The 15,606-nt window shown below is 68.8% G+C and carries 15 protein-coding genes; 6 read left to right on the top strand and 9 right to left on the bottom strand.

The annotated features are described in order from the left end of the window. Positions 1-4: 4 nt before the first annotated feature. The 5 genes from LHJ74_RS10080 to LHJ74_RS10100 all read right to left on the bottom strand — a co-directional run bounded on the left by LHJ74_RS10080 (position 5) and on the right by LHJ74_RS10100 (position 3,672). Positions 5-1,159, bottom strand: coding sequence for a DUF475 domain-containing protein (locus tag LHJ74_RS10080; RefSeq protein ID WP_260217563.1), 1,155 nt, complete (start codon positions 1,157-1,159; stop codon positions 5-7). A gap of 41 nt (positions 1,160-1,200) precedes the next feature. Next, entirely contained in the window at positions 1,201-1,776 is a 576-nt protein-coding gene (locus LHJ74_RS10085) for a TerD family protein (RefSeq protein WP_260217564.1), read from the bottom strand. Between the two features lie 129 nt (positions 1,777-1,905). Further along, entirely contained in the window at positions 1,906-2,481 is a 576-nt protein-coding gene (locus LHJ74_RS10090) for a TerD family protein (protein ID WP_260217565.1), read from the bottom strand. A gap of 110 nt (positions 2,482-2,591) precedes the next feature. Continuing rightward, positions 2,592-3,053 carry a peroxiredoxin gene (locus LHJ74_RS10095; RefSeq protein WP_260217566.1) on the bottom strand — a complete coding sequence of 154 codons (462 nt, stop codon included), beginning with the start codon at positions 3,051-3,053 and terminating at the stop codon, positions 2,592-2,594. A gap of 178 nt (positions 3,054-3,231) precedes the next feature. Next, positions 3,232-3,672, bottom strand: a complete 441-nt coding sequence (locus LHJ74_RS10100; RefSeq protein WP_027748303.1) for a DUF3052 domain-containing protein — start codon at positions 3,670-3,672, stop codon at positions 3,232-3,234. A gap of 388 nt (positions 3,673-4,060) precedes the next feature. Here LHJ74_RS10100 and aceE point away from each other — a divergent pair, with 388 nt between their 5' ends. Then, positions 4,061-6,793: a pyruvate dehydrogenase (acetyl-transferring), homodimeric type gene (aceE, locus tag LHJ74_RS10105; protein ID WP_260217567.1), complete on the top strand. Its 2,733-nt coding sequence runs from the start codon at positions 4,061-4,063 to the stop codon at positions 6,791-6,793. A gap of 76 nt (positions 6,794-6,869) precedes the next feature. Here the strand turns inward: aceE and LHJ74_RS10110 are convergent, their stop codons facing one another. Further along, positions 6,870-7,235, bottom strand: coding sequence for a peptidase inhibitor family I36 protein (locus tag LHJ74_RS10110; RefSeq protein WP_260217859.1), 366 nt, complete (start codon positions 7,233-7,235; stop codon positions 6,870-6,872). 364 nt (positions 7,236-7,599) lie between these two features. Further along, the gene (locus LHJ74_RS10115) at positions 7,600-9,213 is read right to left on the bottom strand and encodes an MFS transporter (RefSeq protein WP_260217568.1); all 1,614 of its coding nucleotides are present in this window, start codon (positions 9,211-9,213) and stop codon (positions 7,600-7,602) included. A 110-nt stretch (positions 9,214-9,323) separates the two neighbouring features. Here LHJ74_RS10115 and LHJ74_RS10120 point away from each other — a divergent pair, with 110 nt between their 5' ends. The 3 genes from LHJ74_RS10120 to LHJ74_RS10130 all read left to right on the top strand — a co-directional run bounded on the left by LHJ74_RS10120 (position 9,324) and on the right by LHJ74_RS10130 (position 12,346). After that, on the top strand, positions 9,324-9,959 hold the full coding sequence (locus LHJ74_RS10120; RefSeq protein ID WP_311203279.1) for a TetR family transcriptional regulator: 636 nt from the start codon (positions 9,324-9,326) through the stop codon (positions 9,957-9,959). Positions 9,960-10,210: 251 nt separating this feature from the next. Beyond that, positions 10,211-11,329, top strand: coding sequence for an alpha/beta hydrolase (locus LHJ74_RS10125; RefSeq protein ID WP_260217861.1), 1,119 nt, complete (start codon positions 10,211-10,213; stop codon positions 11,327-11,329). Between the two features lie 108 nt (positions 11,330-11,437). Then, a complete protein-coding gene (locus LHJ74_RS10130; protein WP_260217569.1) occupies positions 11,438-12,346 on the top strand; it encodes a DUF4429 domain-containing protein in 909 nt (302 codons plus the stop codon). 30 nt (positions 12,347-12,376) lie between these two features. On the opposite strand, the gene LHJ74_RS10135 is transcribed toward LHJ74_RS10130, so the two are convergent. Next, on the bottom strand, positions 12,377-13,225 hold the full coding sequence (locus LHJ74_RS10135) for a serine hydrolase domain-containing protein (protein ID WP_260217570.1): 849 nt from the start codon (positions 13,223-13,225) through the stop codon (positions 12,377-12,379). A 99-nt stretch (positions 13,226-13,324) separates the two neighbouring features. Between LHJ74_RS10135 and LHJ74_RS10140 the strand changes: the two genes are divergently transcribed. Both LHJ74_RS10140 and LHJ74_RS10145 read left to right on the top strand, forming a co-directional pair. Next, positions 13,325-13,834 carry a MerR family transcriptional regulator gene (locus tag LHJ74_RS10140; protein WP_260217571.1) on the top strand — a complete coding sequence of 170 codons (510 nt, stop codon included), beginning with the start codon at positions 13,325-13,327 and terminating at the stop codon, positions 13,832-13,834. Next, complete coding sequence (locus tag LHJ74_RS10145) at positions 13,825-14,847, top strand: aldo/keto reductase (RefSeq protein ID WP_375546709.1); 1,023 nt, start codon at positions 13,825-13,827, stop codon at positions 14,845-14,847. The genes LHJ74_RS10140 and LHJ74_RS10145 overlap by 10 nt, the downstream gene beginning before the upstream one ends. Positions 14,848-14,862: 15 nt before the next feature. Here the strand turns inward: LHJ74_RS10145 and LHJ74_RS10150 are convergent, their stop codons facing one another. Continuing rightward, positions 14,863-15,585: a pirin family protein gene (locus tag LHJ74_RS10150; protein ID WP_260217573.1), complete on the bottom strand. Its 723-nt coding sequence runs from the start codon at positions 15,583-15,585 to the stop codon at positions 14,863-14,865. Positions 15,586-15,606: the final 21 nt, after the last annotated feature.

Here is a 15,606-nt window from a genome sequence, read left to right on the forward strand (position 1 = left end):
TGCCTCACACTCCGGAGGAGACCTCCGATTTAGCCGTGGACTCGCCACCGCCGTCGTCGCCGCCCTCCGCCTCCATCAGGCGGTTGCGCCGGACCGAGGACCAGAACGAGGCGCCGATCAGGGCGATGCCGATCATTCCGGTGATGACTTCGTGGATCTCGTACTTGATGGTGATCAGCAGGATCGCGGCGAGCGCGCCGATGGCGTAGTGCGCGCCGTGCTCCAGATAGACGTAGTCGTCCAGGGTGCCCTGGCGGACCAGGTAGACGGTGAGTGAACGGACGTACATCGCGCCGATGCCGAGGCCGAGCGCCATCCAGAAGATGTGGTTGGTGATGGCGAAGGCACCGATGACCCCGTCGAACGAGAAGGAGGCGTCGAGCACTTCGAGGTAGAGGAAGAGGAAGAACGCGGCCTTGCCCGCGACCCCGACCAGGCTGGGGTCCTTGCCGGCGCGCTTGGCCGCCTCCTCCGCCTCGTGTTCGCGCTCCTCTTCTTCTTCCAGTTTCCCCTCGAAGTGACCCGAGAGCCCGGCGACCAGGAGATACGTGATCAGTCCGAGGATGCCGGAGAGCAGCACGGTGGACGCCTTGTCGGCATGCTCCCCGCCATGCTGGTGCGCGCTGGTGGCGAGAGTCGTCGCGGTGACTGCCAGGATGATCAGAGCGATGCAGACGGACAGCATGTCCACCTTGCCCAGCTTGGACAGCGGGCGCTCCAGCCACCCGAGCCACTTGATCTCCCGCTCCTCGAAGATGAAGTCGAGGAAGATCATGAGCAGGAACATCCCGCCGAACGCCGCGATGGACGGGTGAGCGTCGGTGACCAGCTGCTCGTATCGGTCCGGCTCGTCCAGGGCGACCTGGACGGCATCGATCGGGCCGATCTGAGCGCTGATCGCGACGATCACGATCGGGAAGACCAGTCGCATTCCGAAGACCGCGATCAGGATGCCGATGGTGAGGAAGATCTTCTGCCAGAAGGCGTTCATCTTCTTCAGGACACCGGCGTTCACCACCGCGTTGTCGAAGGACAGCGAGATCTCCAGGACCGAGAGGATCGCCACGACGGCGAAACCCTCCCACCCCCAGAAATACGCGGCCAGAGCCAATCCCGCGGCTGTGACGCCGAAGGACCAGCCGAAGGTTTTCAGGACCACTGGTTACCCAATCTCTCTACACTGCTACACCGAGTCGCGCTTTACGAAACGTTGACCCCGAAGTCTAGGGCGATGCCCCGCAGACCCGACGCGTACCCCTGCCCCACCGCCCGGAACTTCCACTCACCAGCATGGCGGTAGAGCTCGCCGAAGATCATGGCCGTCTCCGAGGAGGCGTCCTCGGTGAGGTCGTACCGAGCCAGCTCCAGCCCGTCGTCCTGGTTGACCACGCGGATGTACGCGTCGGTGACCTGGCCGAACGTCTGGTGCCTCGGCTCCGCGTCGTAGATCGAGACTGCAAAAACGATCTTGTCGATCTGCGCGGGCACCTGAGACAGGTCCACCAGAACCGTTTCGTCGTCGCCCCCGGAACCACCCGTCAGGTCGTCACCGGTGTGCTCGACCGAGCCGTCCGGGCTCTTGAGGTTGTTGTAGAAGATGAAGTACTCGTCCCCCAGGACCCTGCCGTTTCCGCACAGCAGCGCGCTGGCGTCCAGGTCGAAGTCCACACCCGTAGTGGAACGTGCCTTCCACCCCAGGCCGATCTGGATCTGCGTCAGGTTCGGTGCGGCCTTCGAGAGGGAGACATTTCCCCCCTTGGCGAGCGTCACGCCCATGTTCTTACTTCCTCTCCCCGATGTGATGCGCCCAGTGTGCCGAAGAAGTCGGCGCCGCACACTTCCCTGACCAGGAAGTGTGCGGCGCCGTACCGTTGCCGAGATCAGGTGGTCCAGCGGACAGACCGGTCAGACGTTGACACCGAAGTCCTGCGCGATCCCGCGCAGCCCGGAGGCGTAGCCCTGGCCGATGGCACGGAACTTCCACTCGGCACCGTGCCGGTAGAGCTCGCCGAAGACCATGGCGGTCTCGGTCGAGGCGTCCTCGCTCAGGTCATAACGAGCCAGCTCGTTGTTGTCCGCCTGGTTCAGAACGCGGATGTAGGCGTTGCGAACCTGGCCGAAGCTCTGCTGACGCGACTCGGCCTCGTAGATCGACACCGGGAAGACGATCTTCTCGATGTCGGCGGGCACTCCGGCGAGGTTCACCTTGATGACCTCGTCGTCGCCCTCACCCTCACCGGTGAGGTTGTCACCGGTGTGCTCCACGGAGCCGTCGGGGCTCTTCAGGTTGTTGAAGAAGATGAAGTTCTGGTCGTTGGTGACCTTGCCCTCTGCGTTGGCCAGCAGTGCACTGGCATCGAGGTCGAAGTCACTCCCGGTGGTGCTCCGTGCGTCCCAGCCCAGACCGACGATAACGGCCGTGAGGTTGGGTGCTTCCTTCGTCAGCGAGACGTTGCCGCCCTTGCTGAGGCTGACTCCCACGAGTCCTCCTGAGAATTGTTCGTAAGGAGCACTTCGTGCCCCGTTTTTCGGATTCGATGGATCAACGACTCGATCCTAGTGAGCGGTTCCCGCCCGTCCCAGAGGGACGCTCACAGAGATTCGAGAGCCTTGACGTAGTCGTTCAGGTCGCGGGCGTCCGGCAGGCCGTTGACGACCGTCCAGCGCACCACGCCCTCCTTGTCGATGACGAACGTACCGCGCACCGCGCAGCCCTTGTCCTCGTCGAACACGCCATAGGCGCGCGACACCTCGCCGTGCGGCCAGAAGTCCGAGAGCAAGGGGTACCCGAAGGCCTCCTGCTCCGCGAAGACGCGCAGCGAGGCAGCCGAGTCGTTGGAGACGGCGAGCAGCTGGACCTCGTCGTTGACGAAGTGCGGCAGCTCGTCGCGGAGCGCGGACAGCTCACCGCTGCAGACGGGGGTGAAGGCGAAAGGAAAGAAGAGCAGTACAACGTTCTTCCGGCCCGCATAGGCGGAGAGCGAGACGCTCTCGCCATGTTCGTTCCTCAGGGAGAAGTCCGGGGCCTTGACGCCGGCCTCGAGAGCCTTCATGGATCGGATCCCCTCAGTCGCGGTGAGTGACGCACCCCAGCCTACGCACCCCGGGTACGGGTGTCCCCGGCAGCCTGAGGCTGCCGGGGACACCCGCCTCCCGATTGCCGGCCCGGGGCCGGTGCGCCGAAGGGTGGCGAAGAGGATGGGACGGCGAAGAGGTACCGCGGGCGGCGCGCTACCGCTTGCCCGACTTCGCGGCCTTGGGCGTGACCAGCCGCGAGCCCGTCCAGTCCTTGCCCGCGTTGACGTTGCTGGTCTGGGCGAGGCCGGCTGTCTGCGCAGCCTCACCGATCTCGCTTGCCTCGACGTAGCCTGCACGGCCGGTCTTCGGTGTCAGCAGCCAGACAGGGGCGCCTTCGTCGATCATCGTGGTGGCGTCCACCAGCGCATCCGTCAGATCGCCGTCCTCCTCGCGGAACCAGAGCACCACGGCATCGGCCACATCGTCGTGATCTTCGTCGACGAGCTCCGTGCCCGTGACGGCCTCGATTCCCTCGCGGAGGGCCTGCTCGGCATCGTCGTCGTAACCGAGCTCCTGGACCACCTGCCCGGGCTGGAACCCCAGCCTTGCGGCGGGGTTGGTCCGCTCCTCCGCGTGGTCCGCGGTCGCGCTCACGGATTGCCTCCTGTCATCTTCTGATTATCAGTGTTTACCAGCCTCGCGTACGCGAAGCATGGCCCGTAGTCCACACGGACGGGGCGGATCGCGCAAGTACCAGGCTCTCCAGCCCGCCCAAACGTTGACGTGTCCTCCCACAATGCACGATCCCCAGGGCTTCGCACCACATCGTCCCATCGGACATATGACCGATATACCCCGGTTAGCCCTGAGCGAAGCCGATGATTACCCATCGGTAGAGATGACGTTTCCGCGACGGCAGTACACGATGGAGGCGGCGCAGCACTGGCAGCGCCCAGCACTCTCGCCCGGCCCGTACCGAACCCTCGCGGGCGCAGCAGCGGGCGCACAGCAGCCCGTACCAGACCGACAGCGAAGGAACAGCGTGGCTTCCGGATCCGATCGCAACCCGATCATCATTGGCGGTCTTCCCAGCCAGGTCCCGGACTTCGATCCTGAAGAGACCCAGGAGTGGCTCGACTCGCTCGACGGCGCTGTCGACGAGCGCGGCCGGGACCGCGCCCGGTACCTCATGCTCCGGCTCATCGAGCGCGCGCGCGAGCAGCGCGTGGCCGTGCCGGAGATGCGCAGCACGGACTATGTCAACACCATCGCGACCAAGGACGAGCCCTTCTTCCCCGGGAACGAGGAAATCGAGCGCAAGATCCTGAACGCGACCCGGTGGAACGCCGCCGTGATGGTGTCGCGCGCGCAGCGCCCCGGCATCGGGGTCGGCGGCCACATCGCCACCTTCGCCTCCTCCGCTTCGCTCTATGACGTCGGCTTCAACCACTTCTTCCGCGGCAAGGACGACGGCAAGGGGGGCGACCAGATCTTCTTCCAGGGCCACGCCTCTCCCGGCATCTACGCCCGTGCCTTCCTGCTGGACCGGCTGGCCGAGTCCCAGCTGGACGGCTTCCGCCAGGAGAAGTCCAAGGCTCCGCACGGCCTCTCCAGCTATCCCCATCCGCGGTCGATGCCGGACTTCTGGGAGTTCCCGACCGTCTCCATGGGGCTGGGCCCGATCGGCGCGATCTACCAGGCCCGGATGAACCGCTACATGCAGGCACGCGAGATCGCCGACACCTCCGCCTCGCATGTCTGGGCCTTCCTGGGCGACGGCGAGATGGACGAGCCGGAGTCGCTGGGGCAGCTCTCCATCGCGGCGCGCGAGGGTCTGGACAACCTGACCTTCGTCGTCAACTGCAACCTGCAGCGCCTGGACGGCCCGGTCCGCGGCAACGGTAAGATCATCCAGGAGCTGGAGTCGGCCTTCCGCGGCGCCGGGTGGAACGTCATCAAGCTCGTCTGGGACCGCTCCTGGGACCCGCTGTTGGCACAGGACCGGGACGGCGTCCTTGTCAACAAGCTCAACACCACTCCCGACGGGCAGTTCCAGACCTACGCGACGGAATCCGGCGCCTACATCCGCGATCACTTCTTCGGCGGCGACCAGCGGCTGCGCGCGATGATCGAGGGCATGTCCGACGACCAGATCCTGCATCTGGGGCGCGGCGGGCACGACCACCGCAAGGTGTATGCCGCCTACAAGGCCGCCAAGGAGCACAAGGGTCAGCCGACGGTCATCCTGGCGCAGACGGTCAAGGGCTGGACCCTCGGCCCGAACTTCGAGGGCCGCAACGCCACGCACCAGATGAAGAAGCTGACGGTCGAGGACCTCAAGCGCTTCCGCGACCGGCTGCACCTGCCCATCCAGGACAAGGAGCTGGAGTCCGGCCTGCCGCCCTACTACCACCCGGGGCGGGAGTCCGAGGAGATCCAGTACATGCATGACCGCCGCCAGGAGTGCGGCGGCTACGTGCCTACCCGGCTGGTGCGGGCGAAGCCGCTGCGGCTTCCCGAGGACAAGACCTACGCGGCGGTCAAGAAGGGCTCCGGGCAGCAGTCGATCGCCACCACGATGGCTTTCGTACGGCTGCTGAAGGACCTCATGCGGGACAAGGAGATCGGCAGGCGGTTCGTGCTGATCGCCCCCGACGAGTACCGCACGTTCGGAATGGACTCCTTCTTCCCCTCGGCGAAGATCTACAACCCGCTCGGGCAGACCTACGAGTCGGTGGACCGCGAGCTGCTGCTCGCCTACAAGGAGACGCCGAACGGGCAGATGCTGCACGACGGGATCTCCGAGGCCGGCTGCACGGCCTCGCTGATCGCGGCGGGCTCGGCCTACGCCACCCACAACGAGCCGCTGATCCCGATCTACGTCTTCTACTCGATGTTCGGCTTCCAGCGCACCGGCGACCAGTTCTGGCAGATGGCGGACCAGCTGGCGCGCGGCTTCGTGCTGGGAGCCACCGCGGGACGCACCACGCTGACCGGTGAGGGGCTCCAGCACGCGGACGGGCACTCGCAGCTGCTGGCCTCGACGAACCCGGCCGTGGTGGCCTACGACCCGGCGTTCGGCTTCGAGATCGCGCACATCATGCAGGACGGCCTGCGCCGGATGTACGGCGAGGACAGTGAGGACGTCTTCTACTACCTCACCGTCTACAACGAGCCGATCCAGCAGCCCGCCGAGCCGGACGACGTGGACACCGAGGGCATCCTCAAGGGCCTCCACCGCTACCGGGCCGGGGAGCGGGGCGCACACGCCGCGCAGATCCTCGCCTCCGGTGTGGCGCTGCCCTGGGCGCTGGAGGCCCAGCAGATCCTGGCCGACGACTGGGACGTACGCGCGGACGTCTGGTCGGCGACCTCCTGGAACGAACTGCGCCGGGATGCCATCGCGGTCGAGCAGCACAACCTCCTGAACCCCGAGGAGGAGCAGCGCACCCCCTATGTCACCCGGAAGCTTCAGGGAGCGGAGGGGCCCAAGGTGGCCGTCTCCGACTGGATGCGTGCGGTGCCGGACCAGATCGCCCGCTGGGTGCCGGGCGCCTACCAGTCGCTCGGAGCCGACGGCTTCGGCTTCGCGGACACCCGTGGGGCGGCCCGGCGCTTCTTCCACATCGACGCGCAGTCGGTCGTACTCGGAGTCCTCACCGAACTGGCGAAGGAGGGCAAGGTCGACCGCTCGGCGCTGAAGCAGGCGATCGACCGCTACCAGCTGCTGGACACCTCCGCTGCCGAGCCCGGTGCGGCGGGCGGCGACGCGTAGGGCTCTTCCGCGGCCACGGCGGGCCGTGCGGAGAGGGTGGTGAGGCCCGGCCCGCACGGCCGGGCTCCGCCGCATCTCAGCGCTCCCAGATCTTGAACGCCCGCACCTCATAGGCGGACTCGGGAGTCCAGGAGCCGCCGGGATGGGTGTGGAACTCGCCGGTCGAGGCGCACTCCGCGCTCTGGTAGACCGTCACCGGCCGACCCGTACGGTTGGCGTACGAGTCGGCGGTGAAGCCGGGTGGCAGCGCCACACAGCTCTCGATGTCCGTCCCCGCCAGGTCGAACGTCAGCCGTTTGGCCTTGAAGTCCGGACGCTCCCAGAGGCAGAGCTGACCGGCCGCGCAGCCCCCGAGACGGCCGCTGGCCCCTCCTGGGCCCTGCTGCCGTGCGGCTGCGCCGCCGGGCCACGCGAGGGCGGCGAGGAGGGCCAGGACCGTCATCACGAGGACGGCAGCGATGAGGCCCGGCCGGGCACGGAGCCCCGGCTCAGTAGGCCGGGCCGCTTCCTGCGCGGCGCCGGGCAGGCTGAGGATGACGGCTTCAGGCATGGAGAATCTCCCCCCGCTGTGGCCGAGCGTGGTCGCCCGGCGTCGTGATCAGCTTTGCGCCGCGAGCACGTGGCTGCCAAGGGAGATCCGCTCGATTCACCAGGTCAGGTGGCCGAGTTATGCACAGGTGGCACTTTGTCCACAGGCCTCCACCGCCACCACCACCGCGTACAGGAAAGCCATCAGGGGTTACGTCTTGAGGGGTACGGACCGGTCCCGGATCCGTACCCCTCATGCCCCTCATGCCTGCCGGGCCTCAGATGTGTACGGACGGCCCCGTGTCGGACTTGGCGCCCTTGGTGAAGAGGGCGACGCCCGCGGCCAGCACCGAGACGGTCCCCGCGACGGTGAAGGCGAGCCCCATGCCGGAGACGAAGGAGCCGTGCACCACGTCGGCCATCGTGTCGGCGACGCTCTGCGGTGTGCCCTTCGGGGCGGGCGGTACGACCCCCACCTCGGCGGCGCCCGTCAGCTTCGCCGCCATGTCCTCCCTGAGTGGCGGGAGCCCGGCCTCCTGCCACTGCTGGGGCAGCGTGGTGTCCACCCGGGATGCCATGACGGCTCCCAGTACGGCCGTGCCCAGGCTGCCTCCGACCTGCATACCGGCCTGCTGGAGTCCCCCGGCGACGCCCGCGTGCTCCAGTGGGGCGTTGCCGACGATCACTTCCGTGGCACCGACCATCACCGGGGCGAGCCCGAGACCGAGCATGGCGAACCAGATGGAGGTGATCACGCTGCCGCTGTCGACGTCCAGGGCGGACATCCCGAACAGCGCGATCGCGACGAGCACCATGGCGCCGAGCAGCGGGAGGCGCGGCCCGGTCCGCGTGATCAGCGCAGCCGCCGCAGGTGAGGCGACGATCATCATCGCCGTGAGCGGGAGCAGGTGCAGGCCGCTCTCCACCGGCGTCATGCCCTGCACGTTCTGCAGGTAGAAGGTGACGAAGAAGAGTCCGCCGATGAAGCCGAAGGCCATCAGGACCATCAGCACCGTGCCCGCCGTCAGCGGCACGGACCGGAACATCGACAACGGCAGCAGCGGCTCCTTCGCCCGCTTCTCCCAGAAGCCGAAGAGCACGAAGCAGGCGAGGGAGAACAGCAGGAAGAAGATCGTCTTGTTGTCGCCCCAGCCCCAGGCAGGTGCCTTGATCAGGGACCAGATGAGGCAGAACATCGCGCTCGACAGCAGCACGATCCCCGGTATGTCGAAGGATCGCGGCGCCTTCTCGGCCCGGTGGTCGATCAGCAGCACCAGCCCCATCACCACCGCGATGATCCCGACCGGGACGTTGATGAAGAAGACGGACTCCCAGCTGACATGCTCCACCAGCAGTCCGCCGACGATCGGTCCGGCGGCGGTGGAGGCGCCGATGACCGCGGCCCAGATGCCGATGGCGGCGTTGAGCTTCTCCGCCGGGAAGGAGGCCCGCAGCAGCCCCAGCGCGGCGGGCATGAGCAGGGCGCCGAACAGGCCCTGGAACACCCGGAAGACGATCACCATGGACACGCTGCCGCCGAATCCGATGGCGGCGGAGGAGGCGGCGAACCCGACGACGCCGATCAGGAAGGTCTGGCGGTGGCCGAAGCGGTCGCCGATCTTCCCTGCCGTGATCAACGCGACGGCGAGCGCGAGCAGATAGCCGTTGGTGATCCACTGCACATCGGCGAGGCTGGCACCGAGGTCGTCCCGGATGGCGGGATTGGCGATGGCGACGATCGTGCTGTCCAGGGCCACCATGGTGACGCCCAGGGCGACGGTGAGAAGGGTCAGCCATGGATGGCCGCGCCATCCGTTTCGGGCACTGGCCTCCGTGGTTGGTTCCGGAGGTTCCGGGGCGTCCTTCGCGACCGGAGATATCGAGGAACTCATAACCCGAGGTTAGTGTCAGCTTCTGTCAATTGACAAACCAATCAAAGAGTCGGTAAGTGTCAAACACCTCACGTTTGGCGTGGGCGACAAGTAACTGGAGGTGACTGACAGTGACCGGCCTGCGCGAGCGCAAGAAGCAGCGCACACGGGATGCCCTCGTCCGGGTGGCACACGAGCTCTTCGTCACCCACGGCTACGAGGAAACGACCGTCGACGAGATCACCGAGGCGGTGGACGTATCCCAGCGGACCTTCTTCCGCTACTTCGCCGGCAAGGAGGCCGTCGCCTTCGCGGTGCAGGACGAGGTCGAGTCCCGCTTCTACGACGCCGTCGTGGCCCGCCCGCCGGGAGAGTCCCCCGCCCGCGCCCTGCGCAATGCGCTGAACTCCACCTGGGCGAGCATGGGCGAGGCGATCCAGGACGTCGTGCCGATCGGCCTGCACATGCGGATGTGGCAGGTCATCGAGACGACGCCCGCGCTGGTGGCGGTCCACATGCGGCGCTCCACCGAGATGGAGGACCAGTTGGCCGCCGTCCTCGCGGTCCGCGAGGGCCTCGATCCGCACACCGACCTGCGCCCCCGGGTACTGGTCGCCACCTTCTCGGGTGTCATGCGGACGGCAGGACGCCAGTGGGGCAGCGGCGAGGACCTCACACTGGAGGGTGCGCGGCAGGTGATGGACCACTGTCTCGACCTGATGGGCCCGGTGCTCAGCGACGACTGGAGCAGCTGCGCCGGAGAGTGACGGTCCCCCGGCCGGGTACCTGACCGGCGGAGTGGCGTTGCTGCGTTTGTCTGAATTTCATATGTCATGCAGCGTGACATCCCTCACCAAAGCCGCAGGTCGGGCATGAGGGCTCCTACGCTTTCGCCTCAGTGATCTCGTTCTCCGCATTCAGCTCCCGCCTCGAAGGTGCGCCGTTCCGCACGCTCCCTTCGTTCCCCGCGACGGATGCCCCGGACACCACCGCCTGGCGTGCGCTCCTCACCCTCGCGGTGGTCTTCGTGCTGCTGCTGACCACCGGGTGGACAGTCGCCCAGGGAGACAGCCAGCCCGGGGCACGGGCCGCCGCCCTCACCGCATGGGAGCAGGGCAGTATCGCGGGCCGCCCTCTGCCGGACCCGGACGCGTCTGCGCGCGCCCTCACCGGCTTCTTCGGCTCCCTGGACGCCGGCCAGCAAAAACGGCTGGCCGACCGCTACCCCCTGGTGGTGGGCAACCTCGACGGTGCGCCGGTGCCACTGCGCTACCGCGCCAACCGCGCCGCGCTCGCCGACGCCCGCGAGGCCGAGCGGGCCCGGACCCACAGCCCCCAGCTCACCGAGCAGGGCCGTCAGACGGCCGGACGGCGCATGCACCGGTTCGAGTCGATACTCAGCGGGGACCGGCAGATCCTCGCCTTCGATCCGACCGGCAACGGCCGGGCCGCCGAGGTCTTCGGCGATCTCTCCCGCGCCGAGCGGGTCTCGGTGGTCGTGCCGGGGATAGACACGGAACTGCTGACCTTCGAACGGACCCAGCGCCCGCACAGCGCCCCCGTCGGCATGGCCCGGGCGCTCCAGGACCAGCAGCGCGAGCGCTACCCCGGCGTCCGTACCGCGACGGTCGCCTGGGCCGACTACACCGCCCCGCGCGGGCTCGGGCTGGACGCCGCCTCCGCCAAGCTGGCACAGGACGGCGCCGAACGGCTGATCGACTTCGTCCGGGACGCCCTGCCCCGCCACTCCGGCGGCCTGCCCGAGGTCGCCCTCTTCTGCCACAGCTACGGGTCGGTGGCCTGCGGGCTGGCCGCGGAGGGGCTGCCGCCCCGGGTCACCGACATCGCGGTGGCGGGAAGCCCCGGGATGCGTGCCGACAACGTCGGGGAACTGCACACCGAGGCACGGGTCTGGGCGATACGGGACGACGACGACTGGATCGCGGACGTGCCGCATCTGGAGTTCGGCGGCCTGGGGCACGGCGCCGATCCCGTCGCACCCGAATTCGGCGCCCGCCGGCTCTCCGCCGAGGGCGTCTCGGGGCACGCCGGCTATTTCGTGCCGGGCACCACGAGCCTCGCCGGCTTCGCATCCGTCGGCGCCGTCGGTACCGGCGGAAGTGCCGCGGCCGGCTGAGCGAGCCGGCGCGGTACCGTCCGGCGGAACTCGTCCCGCGGCCACGGATTAACGCGCGTAGCGCGGAGAGGGGGGACGCGCGGGCAACCGCCGCATACGATGGCCCACATGGGTGACGTACTGGCTGGAATCCACTCCACCTGGGAGTTTGACTCGGACTCCGTGCTCATCCGCTTCGAACGGGGGATTCGCACGCCGAAGCTCTTCCATGTGCTCGGGGAACGGCGCATTCCGTATGAGGCGCTGAGCACGGTGGAGCTGACCCCCGGAGGCAAGCGGGGAACGGTGGTGCTGCGCGCCGTGCCGAGGGCGGGTGCCGATCCGCTGCTGGAGGCGGCCGACGGGCAGCTCAAAGAAGGCAGCGATCCGTACCGGCTGGTGCTTCCGGCTGAGCGGGAGCTCCTCGCCGAGTACTACGCGACGGAATTGCGCAGCGCGCTGGGCCCGGACGCCGGAAGCCCCGCCGAGCGCCATCTGGTCGCCGCTCCGGCGGCGCCGCTGCAGTTCAAGGCGTACGACGGAAAGGCGTCCTTCGACGGAAAGGCGGTCACCTTCCGCTGGTTCTGGACGGGCGCGTCGTCGGCGAAGTGGCGGGCGGGTGACCAGTCCTTCGCGGTGAGCGAGCTGGAGGGCGTCGAATGGTGTTCGCCCGAGGTGTTCAGGGGGCATCTGCGGCTCCGACGCCGTGACGTTTCCGCAGGCGTCGAGGAGGCCCCCGCCGAGGAGGCGGATCAGGACCCGGCGGCGGTTGTCTTCGGGCTCGGCTACGGACTGGTCTACGAGTCGCTGCCGTTCGCGGCCTCGGTGCTGGCGGCACTGCGCGACGCGGACCCCGTCATGGCCCTGGAGGGCGCCGGGACGATCTCGCACGGCGGCGTACGTACGGCGCAGGTGGGCCGCGCCGACCCGGCCGACATCGCGGAGCGCATCCGGCACCTCGGTGAGCTGCACGGGGCGGGGCTGCTGACCGACGACGAGTTCACCGGCAAGAAGGCCGAACTCCTCGCCGAGCTCTGACGGGCACGGCCGTGTTCGGGCACGGCCGCGTCAGAGCACGGCCAGCACCGCGTCCGTGAACCGGGGCCACGCCTCGACCGCCCAGGGCCCGAACGCACGGTCGGTGAGGACGACACAGGCGGCGGACGCCGCCGGGTCGACCCACAGGAAGGTCCCCGACTGGCCGAAGTGCCCGAACGTACCCGGCGAGGAGGAGTCCCCCGTCCAGTGCGGGGCCTTGGCGTCCCGGATCTCGAAGCCGAGGCCCCAGTCGTTCGGGGACTGGTGCCCGTAGCCCGGCAGCACACCCTTGAGACCGGGGAAGGCGACGCTGGTGGCCTCTCGTACGGTCTCCGGGGCCAGCAGCCGGGGCGCCTGGAGTTCGGCAGCGAAGCGCACGAGGTCACCGGCCGTGGAGACGCCGTCCTTGGCGGGCGACCCGGCGGGCTCGGCAGCCCCCGAGGTGCCGGAACCGCCGGTCAGCCCCGTGCTGGTCATGCCGAGCGGCGACAGCACCGCCTCGTGGAGGTACTCGGCGAACGGGATGTCGGTGGCCTTGGCGAGGTGATCGCCCAGCGCCTCGAAGCCGGTGTTGGAGTAGAGCCGCCTGGTGCCGGGGGGCGCCATGACGCGGTCCTCGTCGAAGCCGAGCCCGGAGGTGTGGGCGAGCAGATGCCGGACGGTGGAGCCCGCCGGACCGGCGGCCTCGTCCAGCTCGACCGCACCCTCCTCGACGGCGACGAGCGCGGCGTACGCAGCCAGCGGTTTGGTCACGGAGGCGAGATCGAAGCGGTGGTCCATCGGCCCGTGCGTCCCGGCGAGGGTGCCGTCCGCTCGTACGACGGCCGCCGCCGCGGTCGTCACCGGCCAGTCCTCGATCATCTGCAGCGCGCTGTCCATGCTCAGCAGCCTAGTGCTTCCGGCTGCGCCAGCGGCTTGCAGAAATTGCTTCCCGGAGCCACTTGCTTAGAGTGCACTCTAAGTCCGTAGCGTGCACGTATGAGCCTGATGGACACGGAAACGCAGACGGAAACGGATCAGGAGCTGTACGCCATCAGCGAGGTCGCCGCACGCACCGGGCTGAGCCCGCACACCCTGCGCTGGTACGAACGGATCGGGCTGATGCCGTACGCCAGCCGCTCCCACACCGGGCAGCGGCGCTTCACCGAACGGGACCTGCGGTGGCTCGCTCTGGTCGGCAAGCTGCGGCTGACGGGCATGCCGGTCGCGGCCATGGTCCGTTACGCCGAGCTGGTGCGTGCGGGCTCCGGGACCCTCGGGGAGCGGCAGGAACTGCTGGAGGCCACCCGCCGTGAGGTGGAGCAGCGCATCGCCGAACTCCAGGACTCCCTCACCGTCCTCAATTTCAAGATCGACAACTATGCCGAGGCCAGGACGAGAGCGCGCGCCGAAGAGCACGCGGAGCGGCCGGAGCAGACACCCCGGGCAGCACAGCCAAGGCAGCCCGGGCAGTCAAGAAGCAGCAACGGAAAGAGGCAATGCACGTGAGCACGGAGAAGATCGCGACAGCGCAGCTCGGCAACGGCGGCCCCCGGGCCGGCGTTCAGGGTCTCGGCTGCATGGGCATGAGCTTCGCCTACGGCCCCACCGACACCCAGGAGGCCCAGGCCACCCTGGAGCGGGCGCTGGAGCTGGGAGTCACCCTCTTCGACACCGCGGACGCCTACGGCCAGGGTGAGAACGAGAAGTTCCTCGCGCCGTTCGTGCAGCGGCACCGCGACGAGGTGACGATCGCCACGAAGTTCGCTCTGGGCATCCCGGCGGACGACCCCACCGCACGGGTCATCCGCAACGACCGCGCCTACATGCGGGAGTGCGTCGAGGCCAGCCTGCGCAGGCTCGGCGTCGACGAGATCGACCTCTACTACATGCACCGCAAGGACCCCGAGGTGCCGATCGAGGAGACCGTCGGCGCCATGGCCGAACTGGTGCGCGAGGGCAAGGTCAAGCACCTCGGGCTCAGCGAGGTCAGCGGCGGCGAACTGCGTGCCGCGCAGGCCGTGCACCCCATCGCGGCGCTTCAGTCGGAGTGGTCGGTCTTCAGCCGGGACATCGAGGAGAACGCCGTCGGCGCCGCCCGCGAGCTCGGCGTGACACTCGTCGCCTACTCGCCGCTCGGCCGCGGCTTCCTCACCGGCGCCTTCGCCGACGCGGACAAGGACCTGAGCGGTGACGACTTCCGGCGCCAGCACCCCCGCTTCACCGGCGAGAACGCCCAGCGCAACAGCGGACTGCTCGCGCCGGTACGGCAGATCGCCGAAGCACACGGGGCGACGCTGGGGCAGGTCGCGCTCGCGTGGGTGCACCAGCAGGCGACGGTGCACGGACTGACCGTGCTTCCGATCCCGGGCACCCGCAAGCGCACCCGCGTCGAGGAGAACACCGCTGCCACCAGGGTCGAGCTGACCGGGGCGGAGCTGGCACTGCTGGAGCCGATCGCGGCCCAGGTCTCGGGCCCGCGCTACGCGGACATGAGCTTCTCCTCCGCCGGGCGGGAGTAGCGGCCAGGTCCGGCTTCACCCGTACCCGGGCTCCGCGTGCATCTCCCACAGGAGCAGCTCGGCGTCGGGCACGTCCGGCTCGCGCGCCCACAGGCCCCGGGCGCGGGTGATCCGCGCCGCGTCCCCGGGGCCGAGCCGCTCCCCGCCGATCTCCACCGCCCCCCGCACGACGTGCGCGTACACCCAGGGCGCATCCGGCAGCGCCGTACGACCGCCCGCCCCGAGCCGTCGTACGTGCAGCACCGCGTCCGTACGGGGCATGCGGTACGGGGTGCCGTCCGCGATACCGGATACCACCTCGTAATCGGGGGCGGAGGGGGCAGGGGAAGCAGCAGGGGAGGCGGCGGCGCCCGCACCGGTGCCACCGGGCCCCGGTGCCAGCCACATCTGGAGGAACCTCAGCTCCTCGTCCCCCGCGTTCCGCTCGGCGTGCCGCACGCCGTCGCCCGCGCTCAGCCGCTGCACGTCGCCGGGCAGCACCCGTGAGGTGTGCCCCGTGGAGTCCTCGTGCTCCAGCACGCCCCGCAGCACCCAGGTCACGATCTCCACATCGCGGTGCGGGTGCGGTCCGAACCCGGCGCCGGGTGCCAGCCGCTCCTCGTTGCAGGCGACCAGCGATCCGAACCGCACGTTGCCGGGGTCGTAGAAACCGGCGAAGGAGAACGCGTGCCGGGTGTCGATCCCCGCAGCCGCGTCACCGCCCCGATACCGGTCGTCGGCCCGCCACACCTGAAGCATGTAACCACCGTAACCGCCCCC

This window comes from Streptomyces gossypii, from assembly GCF_025165795.1.
Classification (GTDB): Bacteria; Actinomycetota; Actinomycetes; order Streptomycetales; family Streptomycetaceae; genus Streptomyces; species Streptomyces gossypii.